The 24,058-nt window shown below is 64.9% G+C and carries 22 protein-coding genes and 1 pseudogene; 19 read left to right on the forward strand and 4 right to left on the reverse strand.

Going from position 1 to position 24,058, the window contains the following annotated elements:
* Positions 1 to 15 precede the first annotated feature (15 nt).
* Genes nuoI through ACSFCA_RS20730 form a run of 9 tightly spaced genes read left to right on the forward strand, consistent with a single transcriptional unit; the run spans position 16 to position 7,988 of the window.
* Complete coding sequence (nuoI, locus tag ACSFCA_RS20690) at positions 16 to 537, forward strand: NADH-quinone oxidoreductase subunit NuoI (protein ID WP_042579825.1); 522 nt, start codon at positions 16 to 18, stop codon at positions 535 to 537.
* A 38-nt stretch (positions 538 to 575) separates the two neighbouring features.
* Positions 576 to 1,226, forward strand: coding sequence for an NADH-quinone oxidoreductase subunit J (locus tag ACSFCA_RS20695; RefSeq protein ID WP_258350166.1), 651 nt, complete (start codon positions 576 to 578; stop codon positions 1,224 to 1,226).
* Positions 1,223 to 1,531 carry an NADH-quinone oxidoreductase subunit NuoK gene (gene nuoK / locus ACSFCA_RS20700; RefSeq protein WP_019653383.1) on the forward strand — a complete coding sequence of 103 codons (309 nt, stop codon included), beginning with the start codon at positions 1,223 to 1,225 and terminating at the stop codon, positions 1,529 to 1,531. The genes ACSFCA_RS20695 and nuoK overlap by 4 nt, the downstream gene beginning before the upstream one ends.
* A gap of 7 nt (positions 1,532 to 1,538) precedes the next feature.
* Positions 1,539 to 3,572: an NADH-quinone oxidoreductase subunit L gene (nuoL, locus tag ACSFCA_RS20705; protein WP_435460680.1), complete on the forward strand. Its 2,034-nt coding sequence runs from the start codon at positions 1,539 to 1,541 to the stop codon at positions 3,570 to 3,572.
* 24 nt (positions 3,573 to 3,596) lie between these two features.
* Entirely contained in the window at positions 3,597 to 5,075 is a 1,479-nt protein-coding gene (locus tag ACSFCA_RS20710; RefSeq protein WP_258350164.1) for an NADH-quinone oxidoreductase subunit M, read from the forward strand.
* Positions 5,076 to 5,099: 24 nt separating this feature from the next.
* Complete coding sequence (nuoN, locus tag ACSFCA_RS20715) at positions 5,100 to 6,587, forward strand: NADH-quinone oxidoreductase subunit NuoN (protein ID WP_093057842.1); 1,488 nt, start codon at positions 5,100 to 5,102, stop codon at positions 6,585 to 6,587.
* Between the two features lie 13 nt (positions 6,588 to 6,600).
* A complete protein-coding gene (locus ACSFCA_RS20720) occupies positions 6,601 to 6,906 on the forward strand; it encodes a DUF2818 family protein (protein WP_435460679.1) in 306 nt (101 codons plus the stop codon).
* 10 nt (positions 6,907 to 6,916) lie between these two features.
* A complete protein-coding gene (locus tag ACSFCA_RS20725) occupies positions 6,917 to 7,528 on the forward strand; it encodes an NUDIX domain-containing protein (protein WP_258350162.1) in 612 nt (203 codons plus the stop codon).
* Positions 7,529 to 7,535: 7 nt separating this feature from the next.
* Positions 7,536 to 7,988: a DUF1178 family protein gene (locus tag ACSFCA_RS20730; protein ID WP_435460678.1), complete on the forward strand. Its 453-nt coding sequence runs from the start codon at positions 7,536 to 7,538 to the stop codon at positions 7,986 to 7,988.
* 22 nt (positions 7,989 to 8,010) lie between these two features.
* Here the strand turns inward: ACSFCA_RS20730 and ACSFCA_RS20735 are convergent, their stop codons facing one another.
* A complete protein-coding gene (locus tag ACSFCA_RS20735) occupies positions 8,011 to 9,795 on the reverse strand; it encodes an ABC transporter transmembrane domain-containing protein (protein WP_435460677.1) in 1,785 nt (594 codons plus the stop codon).
* A 77-nt stretch (positions 9,796 to 9,872) separates the two neighbouring features.
* Between ACSFCA_RS20735 and ACSFCA_RS20740 the strand changes: the two genes are divergently transcribed.
* The 4 genes and pseudogenes from ACSFCA_RS20740 to ACSFCA_RS20755 all read left to right on the forward strand — a co-directional run.
* On the forward strand, positions 9,873 to 10,409 hold the full coding sequence (locus tag ACSFCA_RS20740; RefSeq protein WP_258350159.1) for a MarR family winged helix-turn-helix transcriptional regulator: 537 nt from the start codon (positions 9,873 to 9,875) through the stop codon (positions 10,407 to 10,409).
* On the forward strand, positions 10,402 to 11,877 hold the full coding sequence (locus ACSFCA_RS20745) for an efflux transporter outer membrane subunit (protein WP_093079927.1): 1,476 nt from the start codon (positions 10,402 to 10,404) through the stop codon (positions 11,875 to 11,877). Before ACSFCA_RS20740 ends, ACSFCA_RS20745 begins: the two co-directional genes overlap by 8 nt.
* A gap of 54 nt (positions 11,878 to 11,931) precedes the next feature.
* Positions 11,932 to 13,266 carry an HlyD/EmrA/EmrK family protein gene (locus tag ACSFCA_RS20750; protein ID WP_258350158.1) on the forward strand — a complete coding sequence of 445 codons (1,335 nt, stop codon included), beginning with the start codon at positions 11,932 to 11,934 and terminating at the stop codon, positions 13,264 to 13,266.
* A 47-nt stretch (positions 13,267 to 13,313) separates the two neighbouring features.
* Positions 13,314 to 14,879: pseudogene (locus ACSFCA_RS20755) on the forward strand (DHA2 family efflux MFS transporter permease subunit); the annotation flags it as partial.
* Between the two features lie 56 nt (positions 14,880 to 14,935).
* Here ACSFCA_RS20755 and ACSFCA_RS20760 read toward each other — a convergent pair.
* Positions 14,936 to 16,135 (reverse strand): AGE family epimerase/isomerase, encoded by a 1,200-nt coding sequence (locus ACSFCA_RS20760; RefSeq protein WP_435460676.1) that lies wholly within the window; start codon positions 16,133 to 16,135, stop codon positions 14,936 to 14,938.
* A gap of 256 nt (positions 16,136 to 16,391) precedes the next feature.
* Here ACSFCA_RS20760 and ACSFCA_RS20765 point away from each other — a divergent pair, with 256 nt between their 5' ends.
* The 6 genes from ACSFCA_RS20765 (at position 16,392) to ACSFCA_RS20790 (ending at position 22,297) form a co-directional block, all read left to right on the forward strand.
* Positions 16,392 to 17,162, forward strand: coding sequence for an ABC transporter ATP-binding protein (locus ACSFCA_RS20765; RefSeq protein ID WP_093079935.1), 771 nt, complete (start codon positions 16,392 to 16,394; stop codon positions 17,160 to 17,162).
* The gene (locus tag ACSFCA_RS20770) at positions 17,162 to 17,869 is read left to right on the forward strand and encodes an ABC transporter ATP-binding protein (protein ID WP_093079937.1); all 708 of its coding nucleotides are present in this window, start codon (positions 17,162 to 17,164) and stop codon (positions 17,867 to 17,869) included. The genes ACSFCA_RS20765 and ACSFCA_RS20770 overlap by 1 nt, the downstream gene beginning before the upstream one ends.
* Positions 17,870 to 17,982: 113 nt before the next feature.
* Entirely contained in the window at positions 17,983 to 19,131 is a 1,149-nt protein-coding gene (locus tag ACSFCA_RS20775; protein ID WP_375338482.1) for an ABC transporter substrate-binding protein, read from the forward strand.
* A 54-nt stretch (positions 19,132 to 19,185) separates the two neighbouring features.
* On the forward strand, positions 19,186 to 20,382 hold the full coding sequence (locus tag ACSFCA_RS20780; RefSeq protein ID WP_093057829.1) for an ABC transporter substrate-binding protein: 1,197 nt from the start codon (positions 19,186 to 19,188) through the stop codon (positions 20,380 to 20,382).
* 42 nt (positions 20,383 to 20,424) lie between these two features.
* Complete coding sequence (locus ACSFCA_RS20785) at positions 20,425 to 21,300, forward strand: branched-chain amino acid ABC transporter permease (RefSeq protein WP_435460675.1); 876 nt, start codon at positions 20,425 to 20,427, stop codon at positions 21,298 to 21,300.
* A gap of 10 nt (positions 21,301 to 21,310) precedes the next feature.
* Positions 21,311 to 22,297, forward strand: a complete 987-nt coding sequence (locus ACSFCA_RS20790) for a branched-chain amino acid ABC transporter permease (RefSeq protein WP_258350155.1) — start codon at positions 21,311 to 21,313, stop codon at positions 22,295 to 22,297.
* Between the two features lie 53 nt (positions 22,298 to 22,350).
* On the opposite strand, the gene ACSFCA_RS20795 is transcribed toward ACSFCA_RS20790, so the two are convergent.
* A complete protein-coding gene (locus ACSFCA_RS20795; protein WP_258350154.1) occupies positions 22,351 to 22,824 on the reverse strand; it encodes a YXWGXW repeat-containing protein in 474 nt (157 codons plus the stop codon).
* Between the two features lie 333 nt (positions 22,825 to 23,157).
* On the reverse strand, positions 23,158 to 23,700 hold the full coding sequence (locus ACSFCA_RS20800) for a DUF4399 domain-containing protein (RefSeq protein ID WP_435460674.1): 543 nt from the start codon (positions 23,698 to 23,700) through the stop codon (positions 23,158 to 23,160).
* Positions 23,701 to 24,058 lie beyond the last annotated feature (358 nt).

The following is a 24,058-nucleotide window of genomic DNA, read 5'->3' on the forward strand; positions in this document are numbered from 1 at the left end:
GGAAGCGCCAACATCATGTCTGCTGCGCACACCGCAACACCGTCCGCGCCGTTCTCGCTCAAGGACTTCCTGGGCAGCTTCATGCTGTTCGAGCTGTTCAAGGGCCTGGCCATTACCGGCAAGTACGCCTTCGCCCGCAAGATCACGGTGCAGTTCCCCGAAGAGAAGACGCCGCTGTCGCCGCGCTTCCGCGGTCTGCACGCGCTGCGCCGCTATGAAAACGGCGAAGAGCGCTGCATTGCCTGCAAGCTCTGCGAAGCCGTCTGCCCGGCGCTGGCCATCACCATCGAATCGGATGTGCGCGACGACGGCTCGCGCCGCACCACGCGCTACGACATCGACCTGACCAAGTGCATCTTCTGCGGCTTCTGCGAAGAGAGCTGCCCGGTCGACTCGATCGTCGAGACGCACATCTTCGAATACCACGGCGAAAAGCGCGGCGACCTGTACTTCACCAAGGACATGCTGCTGGCCGTGGGCGACCGCTACGAAAAAGAAATCGCAGCGAACAAGGCGGCTGACGCCAAGTACCGCTGATTCCGACCAGCCCGAACCCCGTACCAATTCGAATTCCAATGGACGTCAAGACCGGTCTGTTCTATCTGTTTGCCGTGGTGCTGCTGTTTGCAGCGTTCCGCGTCATCACCGCCCGCAACCCCGTGTACGCCGCGCTGTACCTGGTTCTGGCCTTCTTCCAGGCATCGGCCATCTGGCTGCTGCTGCGTGCCGAGTTCCTCGCGATCTCGCTCGTGCTGGTATATGTCGGCGCCGTGATGGTGCTGTTCCTGTTCGTGGTGATGATGCTGGACATCAACGTCGACGGCTTGCGAGAGGGCTTCTGGAAGCACTTTCCGCTTGCGGCAGGCGTGGGTGCGCTGATTGCGCTCGAAATGGCGGCCGTGCTCATGGGCGGTTTCCGCCTCGGCGAGCCGCGCGCTGCTGCCGGTGCGTTAGGGGCCAACACTTCCAATACGCTCGAACTCGGCAAGCTGCTTTACTCCGAATACCTCTACCCGCTGGAAATCGCCGCGGTCATCCTGCTCGTGGCCATCGTGGCCGCCATCGCGTTGACGCTGCGTACCCGCAAGGACAGCAAGTACGTCAACCCGGCCGACCAGGTCCGCGTGAAGGCGCGCGACCGCGTGCGCATCGTGCAGATGCCGGTAACGCGTGCTGCCGAGCCTGTGGTTGAAGCTGCGGACGCTGCAAAGGAAAACAAGGCATGACGCTCACGCTCGGACACTTTCTTTCGCTCGGCGCGATGCTCTTCGCGCTGTCCGTGATCGGCATCTTCCTGAACCGCAAGAACCTGATCGTCCTGCTGATGGCCATCGAGCTGATGCTGCTCGCGGTCAACATGAACTTCGTGGCGTTCTCGCACTTCCTGGGCGACATGCACGGCCAGATTTTCGTGTTCTTCATCCTGACGGTGGCTGCGGCCGAGTCGGCCATCGGGCTGGCGCTGCTGGTCCTGCTGTTCCGTAACAAGTCGAACATCAACGTCGACGAACTCAACTCGCTCAAGGGTTGAAAGCAACATGAGCGCAACCCTTTCCGCATCCACCTTGCTGGCCGTGCCGCTGGCACCCCTGGTCGGCGCCGCTGTCGCCGGCCTGTTCGGCACCAAGTTCGGCGGCAATCACATCGGCCGCAAGGTCACGCATTCGCTGACCATCCTCGGCGTGCTGGTCGCCTTCATCATCTCGGCCATGACGCTCAAGAGCGTGGTGGCCGACGGCGCCCGCTTCAACGAAACCATCTATGAATGGATGGTGGTGGGCGGCCTGAAGATGGAAGTCGGCTTCATGGTCGACGGCCTTACCGCGATGATGATGTGCGTCGTGACCTTCGTGTCGCTGATGGTCCACATCTACACCATCGGCTACATGGAAGAAGACGACGGCTACAACCGCTTCTTCGCGTACATCTCGCTGTTCACCTTCTCGATGCTGATGCTCGTCATGAGCAACAACATGCTCCAGCTGTTCTTCGGCTGGGAGGCGGTGGGCCTGGTGTCGTACCTGCTGATCGGCTTCTGGTTCAACAAGCCGACCGCGATCTTCGCGAACATGAAGGCCTTCCTGGTCAACCGCGTTGGCGACTTCGGCTTCATCCTCGGCATCGGCCTGATCGCCGCCTACGCCGGCACGCTGAACTACACCGAAGCCTTCGCCAAGGCAGGCACGCTGGCAGGCATCACCTTCCCGGGCACCGAGTGGATGCTCATCACGGTGATCTGCATCTGCCTGTTCATCGGCGCGATGGGCAAGAGCGCCCAGTTCCCGCTGCATGTGTGGCTGCCCGACTCGATGGAAGGCCCGACGCCCATCTCCGCGCTGATCCACGCGGCAACGATGGTGACGGCCGGCATCTTCATGGTGGCGCGCATGTCGCCGCTGTTCGAGCTGAGCGATACGGCCCTGAGCTTCATCCTCGTGATCGGTGCCATCACTGCGCTGTTCATGGGCTTCCTGGGCATCATCCAGAACGACATCAAGCGCGTGGTCGCGTATTCGACGCTCTCGCAGCTCGGCTACATGACGGTGGCGCTCGGTGCCTCGGCCTACTCGGTCGCGGTGTTCCACCTGATGACGCACGCGTTCTTCAAGGCGCTGCTGTTCCTCGGCGCCGGCTCGGTGATCATCGGCATGCACCACAACCAGGACATCCGCTGGATGGGCGGCGTGCGCAAGTACATGCCGATCACCTGGATCACCTCGCTGCTGGGTTCGCTTGCGCTGATCGGCACGCCGTTCTTCGCCGGCTTCTACTCGAAGGACAGCATCATCGAAGCGGTGCACGAAAGCCACCTGTGGGGCGCGAACTTCGCGTATTACGCGGTGCTGGCCGGCGTGTTCATCACGGCGTTCTATTCGTTCCGCATGTACTTCCTGGTCTTCCACGGCAAGGAACGCTACGACCAGAACCCCGACGCGCACCATGACGACCATGCTCACGGTCATGACGATCATGGTCACGGTCATGACCAGAAGCCGCACGAGTCGCCGATGGTCGTCTGGCTGCCGCTGGTGCTGCTGGCCATTCCCTCGGTGGTGATCGGCTTCATGACGATCGAGCCGATGCTGTTCGGCGAGTTCTTCAAGAGCGCGATCTTCGTGGATGGTTCGAAGCACCACGCCATGAAGGAACTGGAAGAAGCCTTCCACGGTCCGGTGGCCATGGCCATCCACGGCCTGCAGGCCGCGCCGTTCTGGCTGGCGCTGGCTGGCGTAGTCCTGTCCTGGTACATGTACATGATCAACCCGGCGCTGCCGGCTGCGATCAAGCGCGCCTGCGGCCCGATCTACCGCCTGCTCGAGAACAAGTACTACATGGACTGGTTCAACGAGAACGTCATTGCCCGCGCCACGCGCGCGCTTGGCACCGGTCTGTGGAAGGGCGGCGACCAGGCGCTCATCGACGGCGCCGTCGTCAACGGTTCGTGGAAAGTGATTGGCCGGATTTCGGGTGTGGTGCGCTGGATGCAGTCTGGCTATATCTACCACTACGCCTTCGCGATGCTGCTCGGCATCTTCATCCTGATGACGTACTTCGTCTGGTTCAAACGCTGAGCCTAGCGCTGGAGAAAAAGAAAAATGGGTTTGTTGAGCCTTGCCATCTGGGTGCCGATCGCATTCGGCGCCGTGCTGCTGGCGTTTGGCCGTGACGAGCATGCCAAGGGCGTGCGCTGGGTCGCGCTAGTCGGTGCCATCGTGAGCTTCCTGGTCACGGTGCCGCTGTTCACGCGTTTCCAGAACGGCACTGCCGCGATGCAGTTCGTCGAAAAGACGGGCTGGATCGCACGCTTCAACGTCAACTACCACCTCGGGATCGACGGTCTGTCGCTCTGGCTGGTGCTGCTGACGTCGTTCATCACGGTCGTCGTCGTGATCTCGGCCTGGGAAGTGATCACCGAGCGCGTGAACCAGTACATGGGCGCGTTCCTGATCCTGTCGGGCTTCATGATCGGCGTGTTCTCCGCGCTCGACGGCGTGCTGTTCTACGTGTTCTTCGAAGCCACGTTGATCCCGATGTACCTGATCATCGGCATCTGGGGCGGCCCGAACAAGATCTACGCGGCGTTCAAGTTCTTCTTGTACACCTTGCTCGGCTCGCTGCTGATGCTGGTTGCACTGATCTTCCTGTACAACAAGTCGGGCGGCAGCTTCGACATCCTGGCCTGGCACAAGCTGCCGCTGAGTTCGACCGCGCAGACCTTCCTGTTCTTCGCCTTCTTCGCGGCCTTCGCCGTGAAGGTGCCGATGTGGCCGGTGCACACCTGGCTGCCCGACGTGCACGTCGAGGCGCCCACCGGCGGCTCCGCCGTGCTGGCCGCGATCATGCTGAAGCTGGGTGCCTATGGCTTCCTGCGCTTCTCGATGCCCATCGCGCCCGACGCCTCCCACGAATGGGCCTGGCTCATGATCGCGCTGTCGCTGATCGCCGTGATCTACGTGGGCCTGGTGGCACTGGTGCAGCAGGACATGAAGAAGCTGGTGGCTTATTCGTCGGTGGCCCACATGGGCTTCGTGACGCTCGGCTTCTTCATCTTCAACGAGCTCGGCGTGTCCGGCGGCATCGTGCAGATGATTGCGCACGGCTTCGTGTCGGGCGCCATGTTCCTGGGCATCGGCGTGCTGTACGACCGCGTGCACTCGCGCCAGATCGCCGACTACGGCGGCGTGGTCAACACCATGCCCAAGTTCGCCGCGTTCGCGCTGCTGTTCGCCATGGCCAACTGCGGCCTGCCGGGCACCGCCGGTTTCGTGGGCGAGTGGATGGTGATCCTGGGCGCCGTGAAGGCCAACTTCTGGATCGGCCTCGGCGCCGCCACCGCGCTGATTTTCGGCGCGGCCTACACCCTCTGGATGTACAAGCGCGTGTACCTGGGTCCGGTCGGTAACGACCACGTCAAGGAGCTCAGCGACATCAACGCCCGCGAGTTCCTGATGCTGGCACTGCTGGCCATCGCCGTGCTGTGGATGGGCCTGTTCCCGAAGCCGTTCACCGACGCGATGGACGCCTCGGTGACCGAGCTCCTGCGCCACGTGGCAGTTTCGAAGCTGCCTTCCTGATGCCACGCTGAAGAAGAGAACGAGATGATTGACAAACTCAGCTGGGTCACGATCTACCCCGAAATCGTGTTGCTGGTCATGGCCTGCATCATTGCGCTGGTCGACCTGTCGGACACGAGCCCGCGCCGTACCCGCACCTATGTGCTGACGCTGGCCACGCTGGCCGTGGTCGCCGTGCTGTCGGGCCTGCAGGCCCTGGACGCCAAGACGATCTACGGCTTCGGCGGCATGGTCGTCAGCGACCCGATGGGCAACTGGCTCAAGTGCTTTGCCACCGTCGCCCTGATGGTCACGCTGGTCTACGGCCGTCCCTATGCGGCCGACCGCGAGATGCTGCGCGGCGGCGAAATGTTCACCGTCAGCATGTTCGCGCTACTGGGCATGTTCGTGATGATCTCGGGCAGCAACTTCCTGCTGATCTACCTGGGCCTCGAACTGCTCACGCTGTCGAGCTATGCCCTGGTGGCGCTGCGCCGCGACAACGCGGTGGCCAGCGAAGCCGCCATGAAGTACTTCGTGCTCGGCGCGATGGCCAGCGGCTTCCTGCTGTACGGCCTGTCGATGATGTACGGCGCGACCGGCTCGCTCGACGTCAACGAAGTGTTCAAGACCATCGCAAGCGGCAAGGTGAACCACCAGGTGCTGGTGTTCGGCCTGGTGTTCATCGTCGCCGGCCTGGCCTTCAAGGTGGGCGCTGCGCCGTTCCACATGTGGGTGCCTGACGTCTACCAGGGCGCTCCGACTGCGATCACGCTGCTGATCGGCGCCGCGCCCGAGCTGGCTGCCTTCGCCATCATCATCCGCCTGCTGGTCGATGCGCTGCAGCCGCTGGCCATCGACTGGCAGCAGATGCTGGCCGTGCTGGCCATTGCCTCGCTGCTGGTCGGCAACCTGGCGGCCATTGCGCAGAGCAACTTGAAGCGCATGCTGGCCTATTCGACGATCTCGCAGATGGGCTTCATGCTCCTCGGCCTGGTTGCCGGCTCGGACCAGCAGGGCACTTACAACGCCCAGTACGCCTACAGCGCCTCGATGTTCTACATCGTGACCTACGTGCTGACCACGCTGGCCAGCTTCGGCATCATCCTGCTGCTGGCGCGCGAAGGCTTCGAAAGCGAAGAGATCACCGACCTGGCTGGCCTGAACCAGCGCAGCCCGCTGTACGCCGGCGTCATGGCCATTGCGATGTTCTCGCTGGCCGGCCTGCCGCCGCTGGTCGGCTTCTACGCGAAGCTGGCCGTGCTGCAGGCGCTGATCGCCTCGGGCCACGCCATCTACATCGGCCTGGCCGTGTTCGCGGTGATGATGTCGCTGATCGGCGCGTTCTACTACCTGCGCGTGGTCAAGGTCATGTACTTCGACGCGCCCGTCACGGCCACCACCGTGTCGGCACCGCGCGACGTGCGCACCGTGCTCACGATCAACGGCGCGCTGATCCTGATCCTGGGCATCGTGCCCGGCGGCCTGATGACGCTTTGCTACGACGCGATCGTGGCAACCCTGGCCCACTGACGCGGCCGACCTGGTGTCGCAAACCGCGTCGGTCTGGGTCGTTCTGCTGGTGGCCCTGGTGGCCGCCAACCTGCCGTTCTTCAACGACCGCCTGTTCGGCGTCGTGCCGCTTGCGACGAAACCCAAGCCGCTCGCGGTGCGCCTCGCCGAACTGGTGGTCTTGTACTTTCTGGCCGGTGGCATCGGGCTGCTGTTCGAGCGCAGGGCAGGGCAGATCGCCCCGCAGGGCTGGGAGTTCTATGCGGTGACCGGCGCGCTGTTCATCGTGCTGGCCTTTCCAGGGTTCACCTGGCGCTATCTGATGAAGCACAGGCATTGAGGACGACGACATGACCACGCCCATCGACACCACCGATTCCCACCTGAAGGAAGAGCTCACGAGCCGCGAAGAGTTGTTCAAGGGCAAGTTCCTGGAGGCCAGGCGCGACACCATCCGGCTGCCCGACGGCCACAGCGCCACGCGCGAGTACGTGGTGCACCCGGGCGCCGTGGTGGTGATTCCGCTGCTGGACGACGGCCGGGTGGTGCTGGAGCGGCAGTTCCGCTATCCGGTCGGCCACGTGATGATCGAATTTCCGGCGGGCAAGCTCGACGCGGGCGAAGACCCGTTCGACTGCGGCCGGCGCGAACTGCTCGAGGAAACGGGCTACACCGCGCGCGAATGGGCGTATGCGGGCGCGATGCACCTGGCGGTGGCGTACTCGACCGAAATCATCCACATCTACTTCGCGCGTGGCCTTTCGCTTGGGGAGCGGCAGCTCGACCACGGCGAGTTTCTCGACGTGTTCACGGGCACGCCCGATGAGCTGGCCGGCTGGTGCCGCGACGGCAAAGTGACCGACGCCAAGACTCTGACCTGCACGCTCTGGCTGCAGAACGTCCTTTCGGGCGCATGGGCACTGGATTGGAAGGCTGCCCCTGCGGAAGGCAGCGCGGGATAATCCCCGCATGAAGGTTCTCAATCTCCGCTGCGCGCACGGCCACGGCTTCGAGGGCTGGTTCGCGTCCAACGAGGCCTTCGACAGCCAGTTGGCTAGCGGACTGGTCGAGTGCCCGATCTGCGGCGACACCGCCGTCGTCAAGCTGCTGAGCGCGCCGCGACTCAATCTGAGCAATGCCAAGGCGCCTGAGGCTGCGGCACCAATTGCTGCTGCCTCAAGCGTTCCTGCCGAACTCTCGCCCGAAGCCCGCTGGATGCGCGCCGTGCGCGAGGTGCTGGCAAAGACCGAAGACGTCGGCGACCGCTTTGCCGACGAAGCCCGCAAGATGCACTACGGCGAAGCCCAGGAGCGCGGCATTCGCGGCCAGGCGACGCCGGAGCAGACCGAAGCGCTGCTCGACGAAGGCATTCCGGTGATGGCGCTGCCGATTCCGGCGGCGCTGAAAGAAACCCTGCAGTAATCGACCAGCCGGTCGCAGCCGTTCAGGCCGTGAACTGAAGCGCAGCCAGGCGCGCGTACACACCGCCCTGCGCGACCAGCGTCGCATGCGTTCCCTGCTCGACGATTCCGCCGTGGTCCAGCACCACGATGCGGTCGGCCTTCTGCACCGTTGCCAGCCGGTGAGCGATGACCAGCGTGGTCCGGTTCTCCATCGCCGATTCAAGCGCCGCCTGCACCATGCGTTCGCTTTCCGCGTCGAGTGCGCTCGTGGCTTCGTCGAGCAGCAGCAGCGGCGGGTTCTTCAGGATCGCGCGCGCAATCGCGATGCGCTGGCGTTGCCCGCCCGACAGCCGCACGCCGCGCTCGCCGAGGAAGGTGTCGTAGCTCTCAGGCAGCGCCTGGAGGAAGTCGTGGGCGAAGGCGGCGCGTGCTGCGGCATGTACTTCATCGGCCGTGGCTTCGGGACGGCCGTAGCGGATGTTCTCGAACGCGGTGGTCGAGAAGATCACGGCGTCCTGCGGCACGAGGCCGATGCGGGTGCGCAGGTCGGGCAGGGCGAGCGAGGCCAGCGGCGCGCCGTCGAGCAGCAGGCGGCCCGATTGAGGATCGTAATAGCGCAGCAGCAACTGGAACACCGTGCTCTTGCCCGCGCCGCTCGATCCCACCAGTGCCACGGTTTCGCCCGGCGCGACTTCGAGACTGAAGTCGCGCAGTGCTGGCGTGCCCGGCCGCGACGGGTAATGGAAGGTCACTGCATCGAACTTGATCGTGCTGCCCGCCACGGGAACGGGCGTGACCGTCGGGCTCGGCGGTGAAAAGATGGCGGCGGGCGCATGCAGCAACTCCATCAGCCGCTCGGTCGCGCCGGCTGCACGCAGCAGGTCGCCGTACACCTCGCCGAGCACGGCGGTCGCGCTGGCCAGGATGGCGACGTAGACGACGGTCTGGCCCAGATGGCCGGCCGTGATGTCGCCGCGCAGCACCGCCTGCGTACCTTGATAGAGACCCCAGAGCAGCGCCGCCGAGGTCGCGATGATGATGAACGCCACCAGCACCGAGCGTGCCTTGGTGCGGCGCACGGCGGTGCGAAAGGCGTTCTCGGTCGAGCCGTTGAAGCGCGCGGCCTCGCGGTCTTCGGCCGTGTAGCTCTGCACCACGGGAATGGCGTTCAGCACCTCGGCGGCGATGGCGCTCGAATCGGCCACGCGGTCCTGGCTGGCGCGCGACAGCTTGCGCACGCGGCGGCCGAACCACATGCTCGGCAGCACCACCAGCACGAGGATGCCCAGCACCTGCACCATCACGTAGGGGTTGGTCCAGATCAGCACCGCCAGGGCGCCCACGCCCATCACCGCGTTGCGCAGGCCCATGCTCAGCGAAGAGCCGACGACCGTCTGCACGAGCGTGGTGTCGGCCGTCAGGCGCGACAGCACTTCGCCGGTCTGCGTGGTTTCGAAGAAGACGGGGCTTTGCTTCAGCACATGGCCGTAGACCGCGTTGCGGATGTCGGCCGTCACACGCTCGCCCAGCCAGCTCACTGTATAGAAGCGCGCCGCCGAGAAAACGCCCAGCGCCACGGCCACCGCGAAGAGGGCGCCGAAGTGCTCGCGCAGTGCCATGGTCTGGGCGCCTTTGTCGGTGCTGATCAAGCCGCCGTCAATCAGGCTGCGCAATGCGATAGGGAAAACCAGCGTGGTAACCGCCGCCAGCACCAGAAAGAGGGCCGCCAGCACGATCTGCACGCGGTAGGGCCGAAGAAAAGGGCTCAGGCCCGACAGCGACCGGGGCGAGCCCTTGGCCATGGAAGACGGTGGGGTAGAAGCCATGCGCCGATTCTAACGATCCCTTGCCTCCACAAAGGCGGCCTTGACAATTACTGCCGCGGCAGCTAATATTTCGACCCATGAGCGATGCAAACACTCCAGAAGCCTCGTCGGCCCCCGCCGACGCTGAGCGTCGCCCGCCTGTCTTCTATCGCGCGGAGACTTATTCGACCGAAGACAGCATCGGTTACCTGATGCGCCGCATCGTCACCGCGGTCGGTCAGGCAGTAGAAACCCGCATGTGCGAGCCTGGCGGCCCGACCTATCCGCAATGGGTGCCTCTATACAAATTGCACACCGGCGCCGCCACCACCGTGGCCGAACTGGCCCGCGCCTGCGAACTCGACACCGGCGCCATGACGCGCCTGCTCGACCGCCTCGAGGCCAAGGGCCTGTGCCGCCGTGTGCGCTCGCTCGAAGACCGCCGCGTGGTCAACATCGAGCTCACCGACGAAGGCCGTGCCGCCGCCAAGGAAGTGCCTTACGTGCTGAGCCGTGTGCAGAACGAACACCTCGCTGGCTTCAGCGCCGAAGAATGGGAGCAGCTCAAGGGTTACTTGCGCCGCATCCTCGACAACGCCCAGGCTCTCGCGGCCCGTGGAGATAAAAATGACTGATTCCCTCGCCGTGCGCGCTGTGCGTCGCACCCCCGTCGTGGCCGCAGCATTGCTCGTGGTCGCACTTGCCGGCTGTGCCGACATGGCCGGCATCGGCTCGCAGGCCAAGCTGCGCGACGCTTCGTCGCTGGGCATCGCGCCCGACAGCGCCGCGGCGCCTGTGTCCCGCCTCGACAGCCAATGGTGGCTCGCCTTCGGCGACACGCAGCTCAATTCGCTGATCGACCAGGCTGTGGCCGGCAACCCCAACCTGCAGGTCGCCCAAGCCCGCCTCGCGCGCGCGCAGGCCTCCGCCGACATCGCCGGCTCGGCCCTCAAGCCGAAGGTCAACGCCGAGCTCGACCTGGATCGCCAGAAGTTCAACAGCAACTACATCTACCCGGCACCGCTGGGCGGCTCCACGCAGAACATCGGCCTGCTGCAGCTCGGCGCAAGCTGGGAGCTCGACTTCTTCGGCAAGAACCGCACCGCGCTCGACGCTGCCATCGGCTCGGCGAATGCCGCGGCCGCCGACGCGGACGCCGCCCGCGTGCTGCTTGCGAGCAACGTGGCACGCAGCTACTTTCAATGGGCGCGCCTGAACGATCAGCTCACCGTCGCCCAGCGCACGCTGGCGCAGCGCGACGAAACGCTCAAGCTCGTGCGCGACCGCGTGTCCGCCGGTCTCGACACCCGCCTCGAACTGCGCCAGAGCGAAGGCGGCCTGCCCGAGGCACGCCAGCAGATCGAATCGCTCAACGAGCAGATCGCGCTGCAGCAGCACGCGCTCGACGCGCTCGTCGGCCAGCCGAACGTGTCGGCATCCCTCAAGCCGCCGGTGCTGGCCGGCGTCAAGCCGATGGCACTGCAGGGCAGCATTCCGGCCGACCTGCTCGGCCGCCGCGCCGACATCGCCGCCGCGCGCTGGCGCGTCGAGGCCGCCACGAGCGACGTGGCCAACGCCAAGACGCTCTTCTATCCCAACGTGAACCTCACGGCCTTCGTCGGCTTCCAGAGCCTGGGCTTCGGCAAGCTGCTGAAGTCGGGCAGCGAGCAGTGGGGCGTGGGCCCGGCCATCAGCCTGCCGATCTTCGAGGGCGGCAAGCTGCGCGCCAACCTGCGCGGCAAGTCGGCCGACCTCGACGTGGCCATCGAAAGCTACAACGCCACCGTGCTCGACGCGGTGCGCGACGCGGCCGACCAGGTCACGAGCGCGCAGTCGATCACGCGCCAGCAAACCGAACAACGCGCCGCGCAGACCGCCGCCGAAGGCGCCTACGACATCGCCGTGCAACGCTACCGCGCGGGCCTCGGCAACTACCTCAACGTGCTGACGGCGGAAACCTCCGTGCTGGCGCAGCGCCGGCTGGCCGTCGACCTCGCCGCCCGCGCGCTCGACACGCAGGTGGGCCTGGCGCGCGCACTGGGCGGCGGCTGGCAGCCCCCGGCCACGGCCACCGCTTCGGCCCCCGCGGCCGCTGTGAACTGAACAAGAACCGACCAGAACTGACCCGACTTCCTCGTCTTCGGAAAGAACTTCATCATGAGCGACAACAACACTCCGACGCCCGCTGCAGCCGCAGCTCCTGCAGCCCCCGAGGCGCCCGCCGGCAACGGCAAGCGCCGCCGCGCACTCACCGCGCTCGCCGCGGTGGTGATCGTCGTCGGCGGCGGCTGGGGCCTCTACGAATGGCTGGTTGCCAGCCACTACGAGGACACCGACAACGCCTACGTGCAGGGCAACGTCATCCAGATCACGCCGCAGATCGGCGGCACCGTGATGGCCATCGGCGCCGATGACACCGACTTCGTGAAGGCCGGCCAGCCGCTGGTGCAGCTCGACCCGGCCGATGCCAAGGTGTCGCTCGAACAGGCCGAAGCCGCGCTCGCGCAGGCTGTGCGCCAGGTGCGCACGCTGTACGCCAACAACGGCTCGCTGGCCGCGCAAGTCACGCTGCGCCAGTCGGACATCGTGAAGGCGCAGAGCGACATCGCCAAGGCGCAGGACGACCTGCAGCGCCGCCGCGCGCTGTCGGGCAACGGCGCCGTGTCGAAGGAAGAACTCAACCACGCCGAGACGCAGCTCGACACCGCCAAGAGCGCACTCGCCGCGGCGCAGGCCGGCGTGGTCGCCGCGAAGGAAGCTCTGGTCAGCAACCAGTCGCTGACCGACGGCACCAGCGTGGCCCAGCACCCGAGCGTGCTGGCCGCAGCCGCCAAGGTGCGCGAGGCCTACCTCGCCACCCAGCGTGTGGCCATGCCCGCACCGGTCGACGGCTACGTCGCCAAGCGCACCGTGCAGCTCGGCCAGCGCGTGGCCGCCGGCACGCCGATGATGTCGATCGTGCCGCTCAACCAGCTGTGGGTCGACGCCAACTTCAAGGAAGTGCAGCTGCGCAACATCCGTATCGACCAGCCCGTGAAGCTCACGGCCGACGTGTACGGCAAGAAGGTCGAATACACCGGCAAGGTCGCGGGCCTGGGCGTTGGCACCGGCAGTGCGTTCGCGCTGCTGCCCGCGCAGAACGCGACCGGCAACTGGATCAAGGTGGTGCAGCGCGTGCCCGTGCGCATCGCGCTCGACCCCGAGCAGCTCAAGGCCAACCCGCTGCGCATCGGCCTGTCGATGGACGCCGAAGTCGACATCTCGTCCAAGAGCGGCAAGATGCTCGCCGACGCGCCGCGCGCTACCGCGCTGACACAGACGCAGGTCTACAGCCAGCTCGACCGCGGCGCCGACGCCGAAGTCGACCGCATCGTCGCGGCCAACCTCGGCCGCAGCGCACCGGCAACGGCCACCGCGCCGTCGAAGGGCTCGGCGGCACCGTCGAGCGCACCCGCCGCGGCATCGGTGGCAGTGCAGGGGCAGCCGGGCTGATCGCCCGCGCTTCCCTCGGGTAACTCAGGCAAACAGTTCGCGCGACCGCAATGGCCACCGCTGCTCCTGCTTACGTTGCGCATCCACCGCTCGAAGGCGCAGCCCGCGTCTGGGGCACGGTAGCGCTGTCTGCGGCAACCTTCATGAACGTGCTCGATTCGTCGATCGCGAACGTGTCGTTGCCCGCCATCTCGGGCGACCTGGGCGTGAGCACCACGCAAGGCACCTGGGTCATCACCAGCTTCGCGGTGGCCAACGCCATCGCGGTGCCGCTCACGGGCTTCATGACGCAGCGCTTCGGACAGGTGCGCCTGTTCATGGCCAGCGTGATCCTGTTCATGGTCGCCTCGCTGCTGTGCGGCCTGGCGCCGAACATGACGACGCTCATCGCCTTTCGCGCGCTGCAGGGCTTCGTTGCGGGCCCGATGATCCCGCTGTCGCAGACGCTGCTGCTGTCGAGCTATCCGCGCGCCAAGGCAGGCCTTGCGATGGCCATGTGGTCGATGACCACGCTGGTCGCGCCGGTGATGGGGCCGCTGCTGGGCGGCTGGATCACCGACAACATCTCGTGGCCGTGGATCTTCTACATCAACATCCCCGTGGGCATCGTCGCGGCGGCCATTACCTGGGCGCTGTACCGCAAGCGCGAGAGCACCACGCACAAGGTGCCGATCGACGCCATCGGTCTTGCGCTGCTGGTGCTGTGGGTGGGCTCGATGCAGCTCATGCTCGACAAGGGCAAGGAGCTCGACTGGTTCCATTCGCCGCAGATCGTCACGATGGCGGTGGTGGCCGTGGTCGGCTTCGCGTTCTTCCTGATCTGGGAGCTGACCGACAAGCACCCGGTGGTCGACCTGTCGCTGTTCAAGCGCCGCAACTTCTGGTCGGGCGCCGTGGCAACGGCCGTGGCCTACGGCCTGTTCTTCGGCAACGTGGTGCTGCTGCCGCTGTGGCTGCAGCAGTGGATGGGCTACACCGCCACGCAGGCGGGAATGATCATGGCGCCCGTGGGGCTGCTGGCGATCTTCTTCTCGCCGGTGGTAGGGCTCACGGTGGCCAAGATCGATCCGCGCCGTTACGCGACCTTCTCGTTCCTGGTGTTCGCACTGGTGCTGTGGATGCGGTCGAACTTCAATACGCAGGCCGACTTCGTCACCATCATCATCCCGACGGTGATCCAGGGCATCGCGATGGCGTTCTTCTTCATCCCGCTCGTGACCATCACGCTGTCGGGCCTCACGCCCGACCGCATCCCGGCCGCGTCGGGGCTGTCGAACTTCCTGCGGATCACGGCGGGTGCAATGGGCACGTCGATCACCACCACGCTGTGGGACAACCGTGCCACGCTGCACCACACGCAACTGGCCGAGACGATCAACCAGGGCAACAACGCAGCCACGAGCGCGATGTCCGGGCTCAACGCCAGCGGCTTCAGCGCCGACCAGGTGCTGGGGCAGATCAACCGTATCGTCGATCAGCAGGCCTACATGCTGGCCACGAACGACATCTTCTACGCGTCGGCGATCCTGTTTCTGCTGCTGATTCCGCTGGTGTGGCTGGCACGGCCCCAGAAGGGCGGCGCCGGTGGCGACGCAGCAGCAGGCGCGCACTGACAGCGCATCGTCTTCACACCAATCACCCCCAGTCTTCGCAAGGAGCCTGGGGGTTCTTATTTGCGCAGCGCCCTGAGCACGTCGTGGCACGCGCCCATGGTGTGATAGTCGGTCTTGCCGGCGGGGCTCTTCTCGTCGCTGATCTTCCGGTTCTGCGGCGTGAGGATGCGGTACCAGGCGCCGTGCCGGTGGTCGACGAAGTGCTCCCAGCTGTAGGCCCAGATGCTGTCGTACCAGTCCCAGTAGCTGGCCTCGCCGGTGCGCACCGCGAGCAGGGCGGCAGCCGCGAAGCTCTCGGCCTGTACCCAGAAGTACTTGTCGCCGTCGCACACCTTGCCGTCGGGGCCGAAGCCGTAGACCAGCCCGCCGTTGTCGGCATCCCAGCCGCGGAACATGGCGGTGTCGAAGAAATGGCGCGCGCGCGGCACGATCCAGTCGGCCGTACGGTCCTTGGTGGCGAGATGGCCTTCCAACTGCAGCAGCAGCTTGGCCCACTCCGTCAGGTGGCCTGTCTGGAAACCCCAGGGCCTGAAGATGTTGGTCTTGTCGCCGCGGTTGTAGTCCCAGTCGACCGACCAGTCTTCGCGGTAGTGCTCCCAGACCAGCCCGTCGGCCAGCGCGGCCTGCTTGCCGGTCACTGATTCGGCTACAGCCAGCGCGCGGTCGAGGTAGGGCGTTTGCTGCGTGGCTTCGAATGCGGCCATCAGGGCCTCGCAGGCGTGCATGTTGGCGTTCTGTCCGCGATAGGCGCCGATGCGCCAGTCGGCCGTGGCCTCGTCGGCATAGAGCTGGTGTCGTGGCTCCCAGAAATGCTGTTCCATCAGTTGCCAGGTGTGCTCCAGCCCCGCATGCGCCTCTTCGATGCCGGCCATCAGCGCATGCGCTTGCGCGAGCAGCACGAAGTCCAGGCCGTAGCAGTGGTTGGTGCCGTCCTGCACGGTGGCGCGCTGCTGGTGCCAGTCGATCTGCCATGCATAGCCGCCGCCCGGCTGCCGATGCGCATGCTCGACGAACGCAAGGCCGTGCCGAGCGGCCGCAAGATGCGCGGGAATGCCGAAGCGGCGATACGCCATTGCGTGGTTGAAAACGAAGCGTGTGCTGCTAACCAGGTGGCGCGTACGCCGGTCGTACACCGTGCCGTCGTCCTTGAAGAAATGAAAGAAGCCGCCCGTGGCATCGAGGTCGCGCGGCTCGTAGAAAGCCAGCGTGTGCAGGATGTGGTCGGTCAGGAAGTCGGGAGAGCGGAAGTCCGGCATGTTGGCTGCAGTCTACGCAGACCCCTGTGCGCACCGGCTTGGGGTTTCCGATGCCGCCGGAGCTTTCTTTGTCGTCATAACGACAGTCCCCGATTCGAATGTGCGCCGGTCCGTGCAGGTTGCACTGCAGCATAGGCATTTGCCCCAGTATGCAAGCGGGGTAGGCCCACGAACAATCGGTCCGCGCTCGATGGTGGCGCATTGAGATGGACCGCATGACCGACATTCTTTTTCCGTACCCGGGCGACTTCGCGAGATGAGCGACGTCATTCTCGAAACACGCCAGCTCACCAAGGAATTCAAAGGGTTCACGGCGGTCAGCAAGGTCGACCTGTCGGTGGTGCGCGGATCCATCCACGCGCTCATCGGTCCGAACGGTGCCGGCAAGACGACCTGCTTCAACCTGCTCACCAAGTTCCTCGAACCGACCACCGGCACGATCCTGTTCAACGGGCAGGACATCACCGGCGAGCGGCCCGCGCAGATCGCGCGGCGCGGCATCATCCGCTCGTTCCAGATCTCGGCCGTGTTCCCGCACCTCACGCTGCTCGAAAACGTGCGCCTCGGGTTGCAGCGACGCCTCGGCACCTCGTACCACTTCTGGAAGAGCGAGAAGTCGCTCAAGCCATTGGATGCCAGAGCCCGCGAGCTGCTGGCTGAAGTCGGCCTCGAAGAGCTCGCCGACGAACAGACGGTAAACCTGCCCTATGGCCGCAAGCGCGCGCTCGAGATCGCGACCACGCTGGCGATGGAGCCCGAGCTGATGCTGCTCGACGAACCCACGCAGGGCATGGGCCATGAAGACGTGCACCGCGTGGCTGAACTCATCAAGCGCGTGTCGGCTGGACGCACCATCCTGATGGTCGAACACAACATGAGCGTGGTCTCGACCATCGCCGACACCATCACCGTGTTGCAGCGCGGCGCCGTGCTGGCCGAAGGCCCGTACGCCGAAGTCTCGAAGAACCCGCAGGTGATGGAAGCCTACATGGGCACTACCGACGGCCAACTCCAAGGGGCTCACTGATGACCGCCGCGTTGGAGATCAAGGGCCTTCAAGCCTGGTACGGCGAATCGCACGTGCTGCACGGCGTCGACATGGTCGTGCAGCCGGGCGAAGTCGTCACGCTGCTGGGCCGCAACGGCGCGGGCCGCACCACCACGCTGCGGGCCATCATGGGCCTGACAGGCGCGCGCAAGGGCAGCATCGAGGTCAACGGCAAAGAGACCATCGGCATGCCGACGCACCGCATTGCGCACCTGGGCATCGGCTATTGCCCTGAAGAGCGCGGCATCTTCGCCAGCCTCTCGTGCGAAGAAAACCTCCTGCTGCCGCCCGAACTCAAAGGCGCAGGGCAGGGCATGTCGGTCGAAGAGATCTACGCCATGTTCCCCAACCTGGCCGAGCGCCGTAACAGCCAGGGCACGCGCCTGTCGGGCGGCGAGCAGCAGATGCTGGCCGTGGCGCGCATCCTGCGCACGGGCGCCAAGCTGCTGTTGCTCGACGAAATTTCCGAAGGCCTCGCGCCGGTCATCGTGCAGGCGCTGGCCCGCATGATCACCACGCTGCGCTCCAAGGGCTACACCATCGTCATGGTGGAGCAGAACTTCCGCTTCGCCGCGCCGCTGGCCGACCGCTTCTACGTGATGGAGCACGGCCGCATCGTGGAGAAGTTCGGCGCGGCCGAGCTCGAAGCCAAGATGCCGGTGCTCACCGAGTTGCTCGGCGTCTGAAGCAAAAGACACGTCCACAAGACCTTTTCTCGCATCCCACAAAGATTTCTTCAGGAGACAACACCATGAATAAAAAACTCGGCCTCATCGCTACCGCCGTCGCCGTCCTCGCCATGAGCGCGGGCGCCGCGCAGGCGCAGGAAAAAGTGAAGATCGGCTTCGTTACCGACCTGTCGAGCCTGTACGCCGACCTCGAAGGCAAAGGCGGCGCCACCGCCATCCAGATGGCCATCGACGACTTCGGCGGCAAGGCGCTGGGCCAGCCCATCGAGCTGCTGGTGGCCGACCACCAGAACAAGGCTGACATCGCCGCCTCCAAGGCCCGCGAATGGATCGACACGGCTGGCGTGACCATGGTCTTCGGCGGCACCAATTCCGGTACCGCGCTGGCCACCGCCAAGGTGGCGGAAGAGAAGAAGCGCGTGTACTTCAACAACGGCGCGGGCAGCTCGGTGCTCACCAACGAGCAGTGCAGCCCCTACACCATCCACTACGCCTACGACACCGTGGCGCTGGCCAAAGGCACCGGCGCGGCGGTTGTAGACCGCGGTGGCAAGAGCTGGTTCTTCCTGACGGCCGACTACGCCTTCGGCCACGCGCTCGAAGCCGACACCACCAAGGTGGTGAAGGAAAAGGGCGGCACGGTGGTGGGCGCGGTGCGCCATCCGCTGAACGCTTCGGACTTCTCCTCGTTCCTGCTGCAGGCGCAGAACTCAAAGGCGCAGATCCTGGGCCTGGCCAATGCTGGTGGCGACACCATCAACTCGATCAAGGCGGCCAAGGAATTCGGTATCAACAAGACCATGAAGACGGCCGGCCTGCTGGTCTTTCTGAGCGACATCCACAGCCTGGGCTTGAAGAACACCGAAGGCCTGCTGCACACCACCAGCTGGTATTGGGACTTGAACGACGAATCGCGCAAGTTTGCCAACCGCTTCTTCGAGAAGACCAAGCGCATGCCGACCGACGTGCAGGCCGCCGACTACTCGGCCACCATGACCTACCTGAAGGCCGTGGCCGCCGCCAAGACCACCGACTCCGACAAGGTGATGGCGCAGCTCAAGAGCACGAAGGTCGACGACTTCTATGCCAAGGGCACCATCCGCGCCGACGGCAGCTTCATCCACGACATGTACCTGGTCGAGGTGAAGTCGCCCGCCGAATCGAAGAAGCCCTGGGACTACCTGAAGGTGCTCAAGACGCTGCCGGGCGACCAGGTCTTCACCACGAAGGCCGAGACGAAATGCGCTCTCTGGAAATAAGCAGCTGACGCTGCCCCAGACCCTTCCACCGAAGTCAACCAAGAGAACCATCCCATGAAACGCACGCTCATCGCCTCTGCCTGCCTCGCCGCTACCTGCCTCATGGCCGTTGGCGCCGCGCAGGCCCAGGACAAGGTCAAGATCGGTTTCATCACCGACATGTCGAGCCTCTACGCGGACGTGGAGGGCAAGAACGGCGCCCTCGCGATCCAGATGGCCATCGACGACTTCGGCGGCAAGGTCAATGGCATGCCCATCGAGCTGCTGCAGGCCGACCACCAGAACAAGGCCGACATCGCCGCCTCCAAGGCGCGCGAATGGATCGACACGCAGGGCCTGACGATGCTGTTCGGCGGCACCAGCTCGGGCACAGCCCTGGCCATGGCCAAGGTGGCGCAGGAGAAGAAGCGCGTGTTCGTCGTGAACGGCGCGGGCAGCTCGGCGCTCACCAACGAGCAGTGCAGCCCCTACACCGTGCACTACGCTTACGACACCGTGGCGCTGGCCAAGGGCACCGGCAGCGCGGTGATTGCGCGCGGCGACAAGAGCTGGTATTTCCTCACGGCCGACTACGCCTTCGGCCAGGCGCTGGAGGCCGATGCCTCCAAGGTCGTGAAGGAGAAGGGCGGCACCGTGGTGGGCAGCGTGAAGCATCCGCTCAACACCTCCGACTTCTCTTCGTTCCTGCTGCAGGCGCAAAACTCCAAGGCCCAGGTGCTCGCGCTGGCCAATGCCGGTGGCGACACCATCAACTCGATCAAGGCGGCCAAGGAATTCGGCATCACCAAGACCATGAAGATGGTCGGCCTGCTGGTGTTCGTGACCGACGTGCACAGCCTGGGCCTGAAGAACACCGAGGGCCTGCTGCTCACCACCAGCTGGGACTGGAACCTCGACGACAAGACGCGTGCCTTCGGCAAGCGCTTCTTCGAGAAGACCAAGCGCATGCCCACCGATATCCAGGCCGCCGACTACTCGGCCACCATGACCTACCTGAAGGCCGTGCAGGCCGCCAAGACGGTCGATGCCGACAAGGTGATGGAGACGATCAAGGCCACGCCCATCGACGACTTCTACGCCAAGGGCACCGTGCGCGCCGACGGCCGCTTCGTGCACGACATGTACCTGGTGCAGGTCAAGTCGCCGGCCGAATCCAAGCAGCCGTGGGACTACTACAAGGTGATCCAGAAGCTCAAGGGTGAAGAGGTCTTCACGACGAAGGCCGAAAGCAAGTGCGCCCTCTGGAAGTGATCCCCCGCGGGCGCGCAGCCGCCCGGGTTCGTTGAAACGCTTATGACCATTTCCCTTCCCGCGCTTTTGAGCCAGCTCCTCCTGGGGCTGGTCAACGGCTCCTTCTACGCCATCCTGAGCCTCGGGCTGGCGGTGATCTTCGGCCTGCTCAATGTCATCAACTTCGCGCACGGCGCGCTGTTCATGCTCGGCGCTGTCCTCACGTGGATGGCGATGGAGTACCTCGGCGTCAACTACTGGGTGATGCTGATCGCGGCGCCCGTCGTCATCGGCATCTTCGGCGTGGTGATCGAGCGCCTGCTGCTGCGCTGGATCTACAAGCTCGACCATCTCTACGGCCTGCTGCTCACGCTGGGCCTCACGCTGCTGATCGAGGGCGTGTTCCGCTCGATCTACGGCGTGTCGGGGCTGCCCTACGACGCGCCCGATGCGCTGTCGAGCGCCACCGACCTTGGCTTCATGGTGCTGCCGAACTACCGCGCCTGGGTGGTCGTCGCCTCGCTCGTGGTGTGCTTCGCCACCTGGTACGTGATCGAGAAGACGCGCCTGGGTGCCTACCTGCGCGCCGGCACCGAGAACCCGCGGCTCGTGGAAGCCTTCGGCGTCAACGTGCCGTTGATGATCACGCTGACCTACGCCTTCGGCTGCGCGCTCGCAGCCTTCGCAGGCGTGCTGGCCGCGCCGGTGATGCAGGTGTCGCCGCTGATGGGGCAGAACCTCATCATCGTGGTGTTCGCCGTGGTGGTGATCGGCGGCATGGGGTCGATCATGGGAGCCATCCTCACGGGCCTCGGGCTCGGTGTGATCGAAGGGCTCACCAAGGTTTTCTATCCCGAGGCATCGTCTACGGTTGTGTTCGTGATCATGGTCATCGTGCTGTTGATTCGCCCCGCCGGCCTGTTCGGCAAAGAGAAATAAGGCGAACGGCATGAACATGAAAAAAATCTCCACCGTCGTCTACGTCTTGCTGTTGGTCGCGCTGCTGCTGGCGCCGTTCTTCGGCGCCTACCCGGTGTTCGTGATGAAGCTGATGTGCTTCGCACTTTTCGCCGCGGCCTTCAACCTGCTGTTGGGCTTCACGGGCCTGCTGTCGTTCGGCCATGCGGCCTTCCTCGGCGGCTCCGCGTATGTGGCCGGCCATGCGATCAAGGTCTGGGGCCTCACGCCCGAGCTTGGCCTGATCGCGGGCACGCTCACTGGCGCTTTCCTCGGCTGGCTGTTCGGCGTGCTGGCCATCCGCCGGCAGGGCATCTACTTCGCGATGATCACGCTGGCGCTCGCGCAGATGATGTTCTTCGTCGCGCTGCAGGCCAAGTTCACGGGCGGCGAAGACGGCCTGCAGGGCGTGCCGCGCGGCAAGCTGTTCGGCCTGATCGACCTGTCGAACGACCTCACGATGTACTACGTCGCGCTGGTCATCGTGGTTGCGGCCTTCCTGCTGATCGTGCGCACCATCCACTCGCCCTTCGGCCAGGTGCTCAAGGGCATCAAGGAGAACGAGCCACGCGCGCTGTCGCTGGGCTACGACGTGAGTCGCTTCAAGCTGCTGGCCTTCGTGATCTCCGCGGCGCTGTCGGGCCTGGCCGGTTCGCTCAAGACGCTGGTGCTGGGCTTTGCCACTTTGTCGGACGTGCACTGGACCGCCTCGGGCCAGGTCATCCTGATGACGCTGGTGGGTGGCCTCGGCACGCTCTCGGGTCCGCTGGTGGGCTCGGCCGTGGTGGTGCTGCTGGAGAACAAGATCGGCGAACTCGGCAACTTCCTGGCGCGCATCACGACCATCGACTGGTTCAACACGCTGGGCGAGTCGGTGACCATGGTCACGGGCCTGATCTTCGTGATCTGCGTGCTGGCATTCCGCAAGGGGATCATGGGCGAGATCATTGCGTTCATCGAGCGGCGACGAGCCAAATAGCAAGCAAGGCAACTGCAATGAAAAAGGGAGCCGAGGCTCCCTTTTTCATTGCATCAGCAGTTGCCTTTTTTCGCCTGGCCGGGCGGGCAGAAATCGCCGCGGTCGCGATCGTGGTCATGGCCGCGCCGATAGTCGCGATCGTGGTCGCGGCGGCGATGCTCTTCTTCCCACTCGCGTTCGCGGCGCGCTTCACGGTACGCCTCGCGCCGGCGCCAGTCGCCTTCGGTCCAACGCCAGCCGCCGCGGTCCTCGATCCAGCGGCCCGGGGCATAGGCGTAGCCTGCGCGCTCGGGCTGCCAGCCACCCGGACGCCATCCGTAGGCACGGCCGTCCCAGGCCCAGCGGCCCGGCACCCAGACGAAGCCGCCGCGCGGCGGTGGCAGGGGTTCGTAGCGTGGTGGCGGCGGCGCCGTCATCACCAGCCCTGGCACGTTGATGTTCACCGAGACCTGCGCGTTGGCGGCAAGAGGGCTCGCAAGGATTGAAAGGGCGCCGGCCATGGCCAGTACTGCGATTCGGATTTTCATGATGGGGCTCCTCTGTCTTAGGACGGTTCTGGTAATTTTTCCCAACGCACGGGGGAGTCGTCCGGTTGTCAGTTCTTCTACGCCGCTACAACAGTTACAGCTTCAGCGGTGGCTGTGGCCAGTGACCTCTAAATTCGATTCGGATGAATGGCAAGCGCCGAAAGAACGTACTCGAATAGCTCTGGGGGGCTATTTGTCAAACCAATGGCGCCTCGATTTCGAGCTTCGACTTTCTGACCGTTGGCATTCGAGCCCCCATAGATGATGTACGGTGTCCTGTTTCCTGGAGTCCGGATTTTGTCGAGGAGCGTGTAGCGCCTGTCGCGAGGGCTGCTAGTTGGCCTTCGGAAGCACGGTGATTTCGATCTCCCGGCTGGCCACGTAGTACGGCACGTGCGCGTGGTTGGCGAACAGCAGGCGCAGCTTGTGCTTGCCGGGCGGCAGGTCGAGCACGGCCTCCGTTTCTCCGTTCCCATAGTGCTTGTAGTGCTGGTGCAGGTACTCGTCGGGCTTGTCGAAGGGAATCGGCGCCTTGATATCCACCGGCAGCGGCATGTCGATCAGGATGTGGTGGTGACCGGTGTTCTTGATGTCGCCGGCAACCACGGGCGAGACCCCCATGCCCGAAGCCACGAACGCGACGCGAAACGGTGACTTCACCTGGTCCCCGTTCTTGATGTTCGTGAAGTACAGCAGTTTTTCCCCGGGCAGGAAAGGGCGCGTGCGATCGCTCGCGCTGATGTCGCTGATCACGGATTCCGTGGTCTCCAGCGGTTTGAGCGCGACGTCGGGCGGCGCTGCGATGGCGAAAGAGGTGCTGATCGACAGCAAGGCACTGGCGATGACCGGCGTTTTCAGGTGGTGATGGGTGTTCATGGGGGGACTTACGATTCCGGCCGAAAAACGGATGCACTCTACCGTTTTCTTTTTGGAATGTTGTGGTGATGTTGCGATGTTTGGGGCGCGCTCACGCCGACGGTGTGCTCTGCTCCGCGAATGTCCCCCGGCCTGCGGCCTCCTCCTTTATTTCGCTGCGCAGAGCACACCATCGACGTGATCGATGGACGCAGCGGTCGATCGGCCGGCACAAGAGCCGCGCTCATGTGCGAATGGCACCGGGTACTCCCCGCAGCGAAATAAAAGAGGAGCCGAAGGCGGGGGACATTCGCGGAGGGGAGTACCGGGTGTCATTCGCACGCACCCCGAACGAACACACGCCCCTAGAAACGCACAA

Source organism: Variovorax multivorans (genome assembly GCF_051216835.1).
Taxonomy (GTDB): Bacteria; Pseudomonadota; Gammaproteobacteria; order Burkholderiales; family Burkholderiaceae_C; genus Variovorax.

Excerpts from the sequence above, each read along its gene's own strand:
- nuoL (WP_435460680.1), top strand. The coding sequence starts at position 1,539 with ATGAGCGCAACCCTTTCCGCATCCACCTTGCTGGCCGTGCCGCTGGCA.
- ACSFCA_RS20710 (WP_258350164.1), top strand. The coding sequence starts at position 3,597 with ATGGGTTTGTTGAGCCTTGCCATCTGGGTGCCGATCGCATTCGGCGCC.
- ACSFCA_RS20740 (WP_258350159.1), top strand. The coding sequence starts at position 9,873 with ATGAGCGATGCAAACACTCCAGAAGCCTCGTCGGCCCCCGCCGACGCT.
- ACSFCA_RS20760 (WP_435460676.1), bottom strand. The coding sequence starts at position 16,135 with ATGCCGGACTTCCGCTCTCCCGACTTCCTGACCGACCACATCCTGCAC.
- ACSFCA_RS20790 (WP_258350155.1), top strand. The coding sequence starts at position 21,311 with ATGAACATGAAAAAAATCTCCACCGTCGTCTACGTCTTGCTGTTGGTC.
- nuoI (WP_042579825.1), top strand. The coding sequence starts at position 16 with ATGTCTGCTGCGCACACCGCAACACCGTCCGCGCCGTTCTCGCTCAAG.
- ACSFCA_RS20795 (WP_258350154.1), bottom strand. The coding sequence starts at position 22,824 with ATGAAAATCCGAATCGCAGTACTGGCCATGGCCGGCGCCCTTTCAATC.
- ACSFCA_RS20745 (WP_093079927.1), top strand. The coding sequence starts at position 10,402 with ATGACTGATTCCCTCGCCGTGCGCGCTGTGCGTCGCACCCCCGTCGTG.
- ACSFCA_RS20765 (WP_093079935.1), top strand. The coding sequence starts at position 16,392 with ATGAGCGACGTCATTCTCGAAACACGCCAGCTCACCAAGGAATTCAAA.
- ACSFCA_RS20775 (WP_375338482.1), top strand. The coding sequence starts at position 17,983 with ATGAGCGCGGGCGCCGCGCAGGCGCAGGAAAAAGTGAAGATCGGCTTC.
- ACSFCA_RS20800 (WP_435460674.1), bottom strand. The coding sequence starts at position 23,700 with ATGAACACCCATCACCACCTGAAAACGCCGGTCATCGCCAGTGCCTTG.
- ACSFCA_RS20770 (WP_093079937.1), top strand. The coding sequence starts at position 17,162 with ATGACCGCCGCGTTGGAGATCAAGGGCCTTCAAGCCTGGTACGGCGAA.
- ACSFCA_RS20785 (WP_435460675.1), top strand. The coding sequence starts at position 20,425 with ATGACCATTTCCCTTCCCGCGCTTTTGAGCCAGCTCCTCCTGGGGCTG.
- ACSFCA_RS20695 (WP_258350166.1), top strand. The coding sequence starts at position 576 with ATGGACGTCAAGACCGGTCTGTTCTATCTGTTTGCCGTGGTGCTGCTG.
- ACSFCA_RS20725 (WP_258350162.1), top strand. The coding sequence starts at position 6,917 with ATGACCACGCCCATCGACACCACCGATTCCCACCTGAAGGAAGAGCTC.
- nuoN (WP_093057842.1), top strand. The coding sequence starts at position 5,100 with ATGATTGACAAACTCAGCTGGGTCACGATCTACCCCGAAATCGTGTTG.
- ACSFCA_RS20750 (WP_258350158.1), top strand. The coding sequence starts at position 11,932 with ATGAGCGACAACAACACTCCGACGCCCGCTGCAGCCGCAGCTCCTGCA.
- nuoK (WP_019653383.1), top strand. The coding sequence starts at position 1,223 with ATGACGCTCACGCTCGGACACTTTCTTTCGCTCGGCGCGATGCTCTTC.
- ACSFCA_RS20730 (WP_435460678.1), top strand. The coding sequence starts at position 7,536 with ATGAAGGTTCTCAATCTCCGCTGCGCGCACGGCCACGGCTTCGAGGGC.
- ACSFCA_RS20735 (WP_435460677.1), bottom strand. The coding sequence starts at position 9,795 with ATGGCTTCTACCCCACCGTCTTCCATGGCCAAGGGCTCGCCCCGGTCG.
- ACSFCA_RS20780 (WP_093057829.1), top strand. The coding sequence starts at position 19,186 with ATGAAACGCACGCTCATCGCCTCTGCCTGCCTCGCCGCTACCTGCCTC.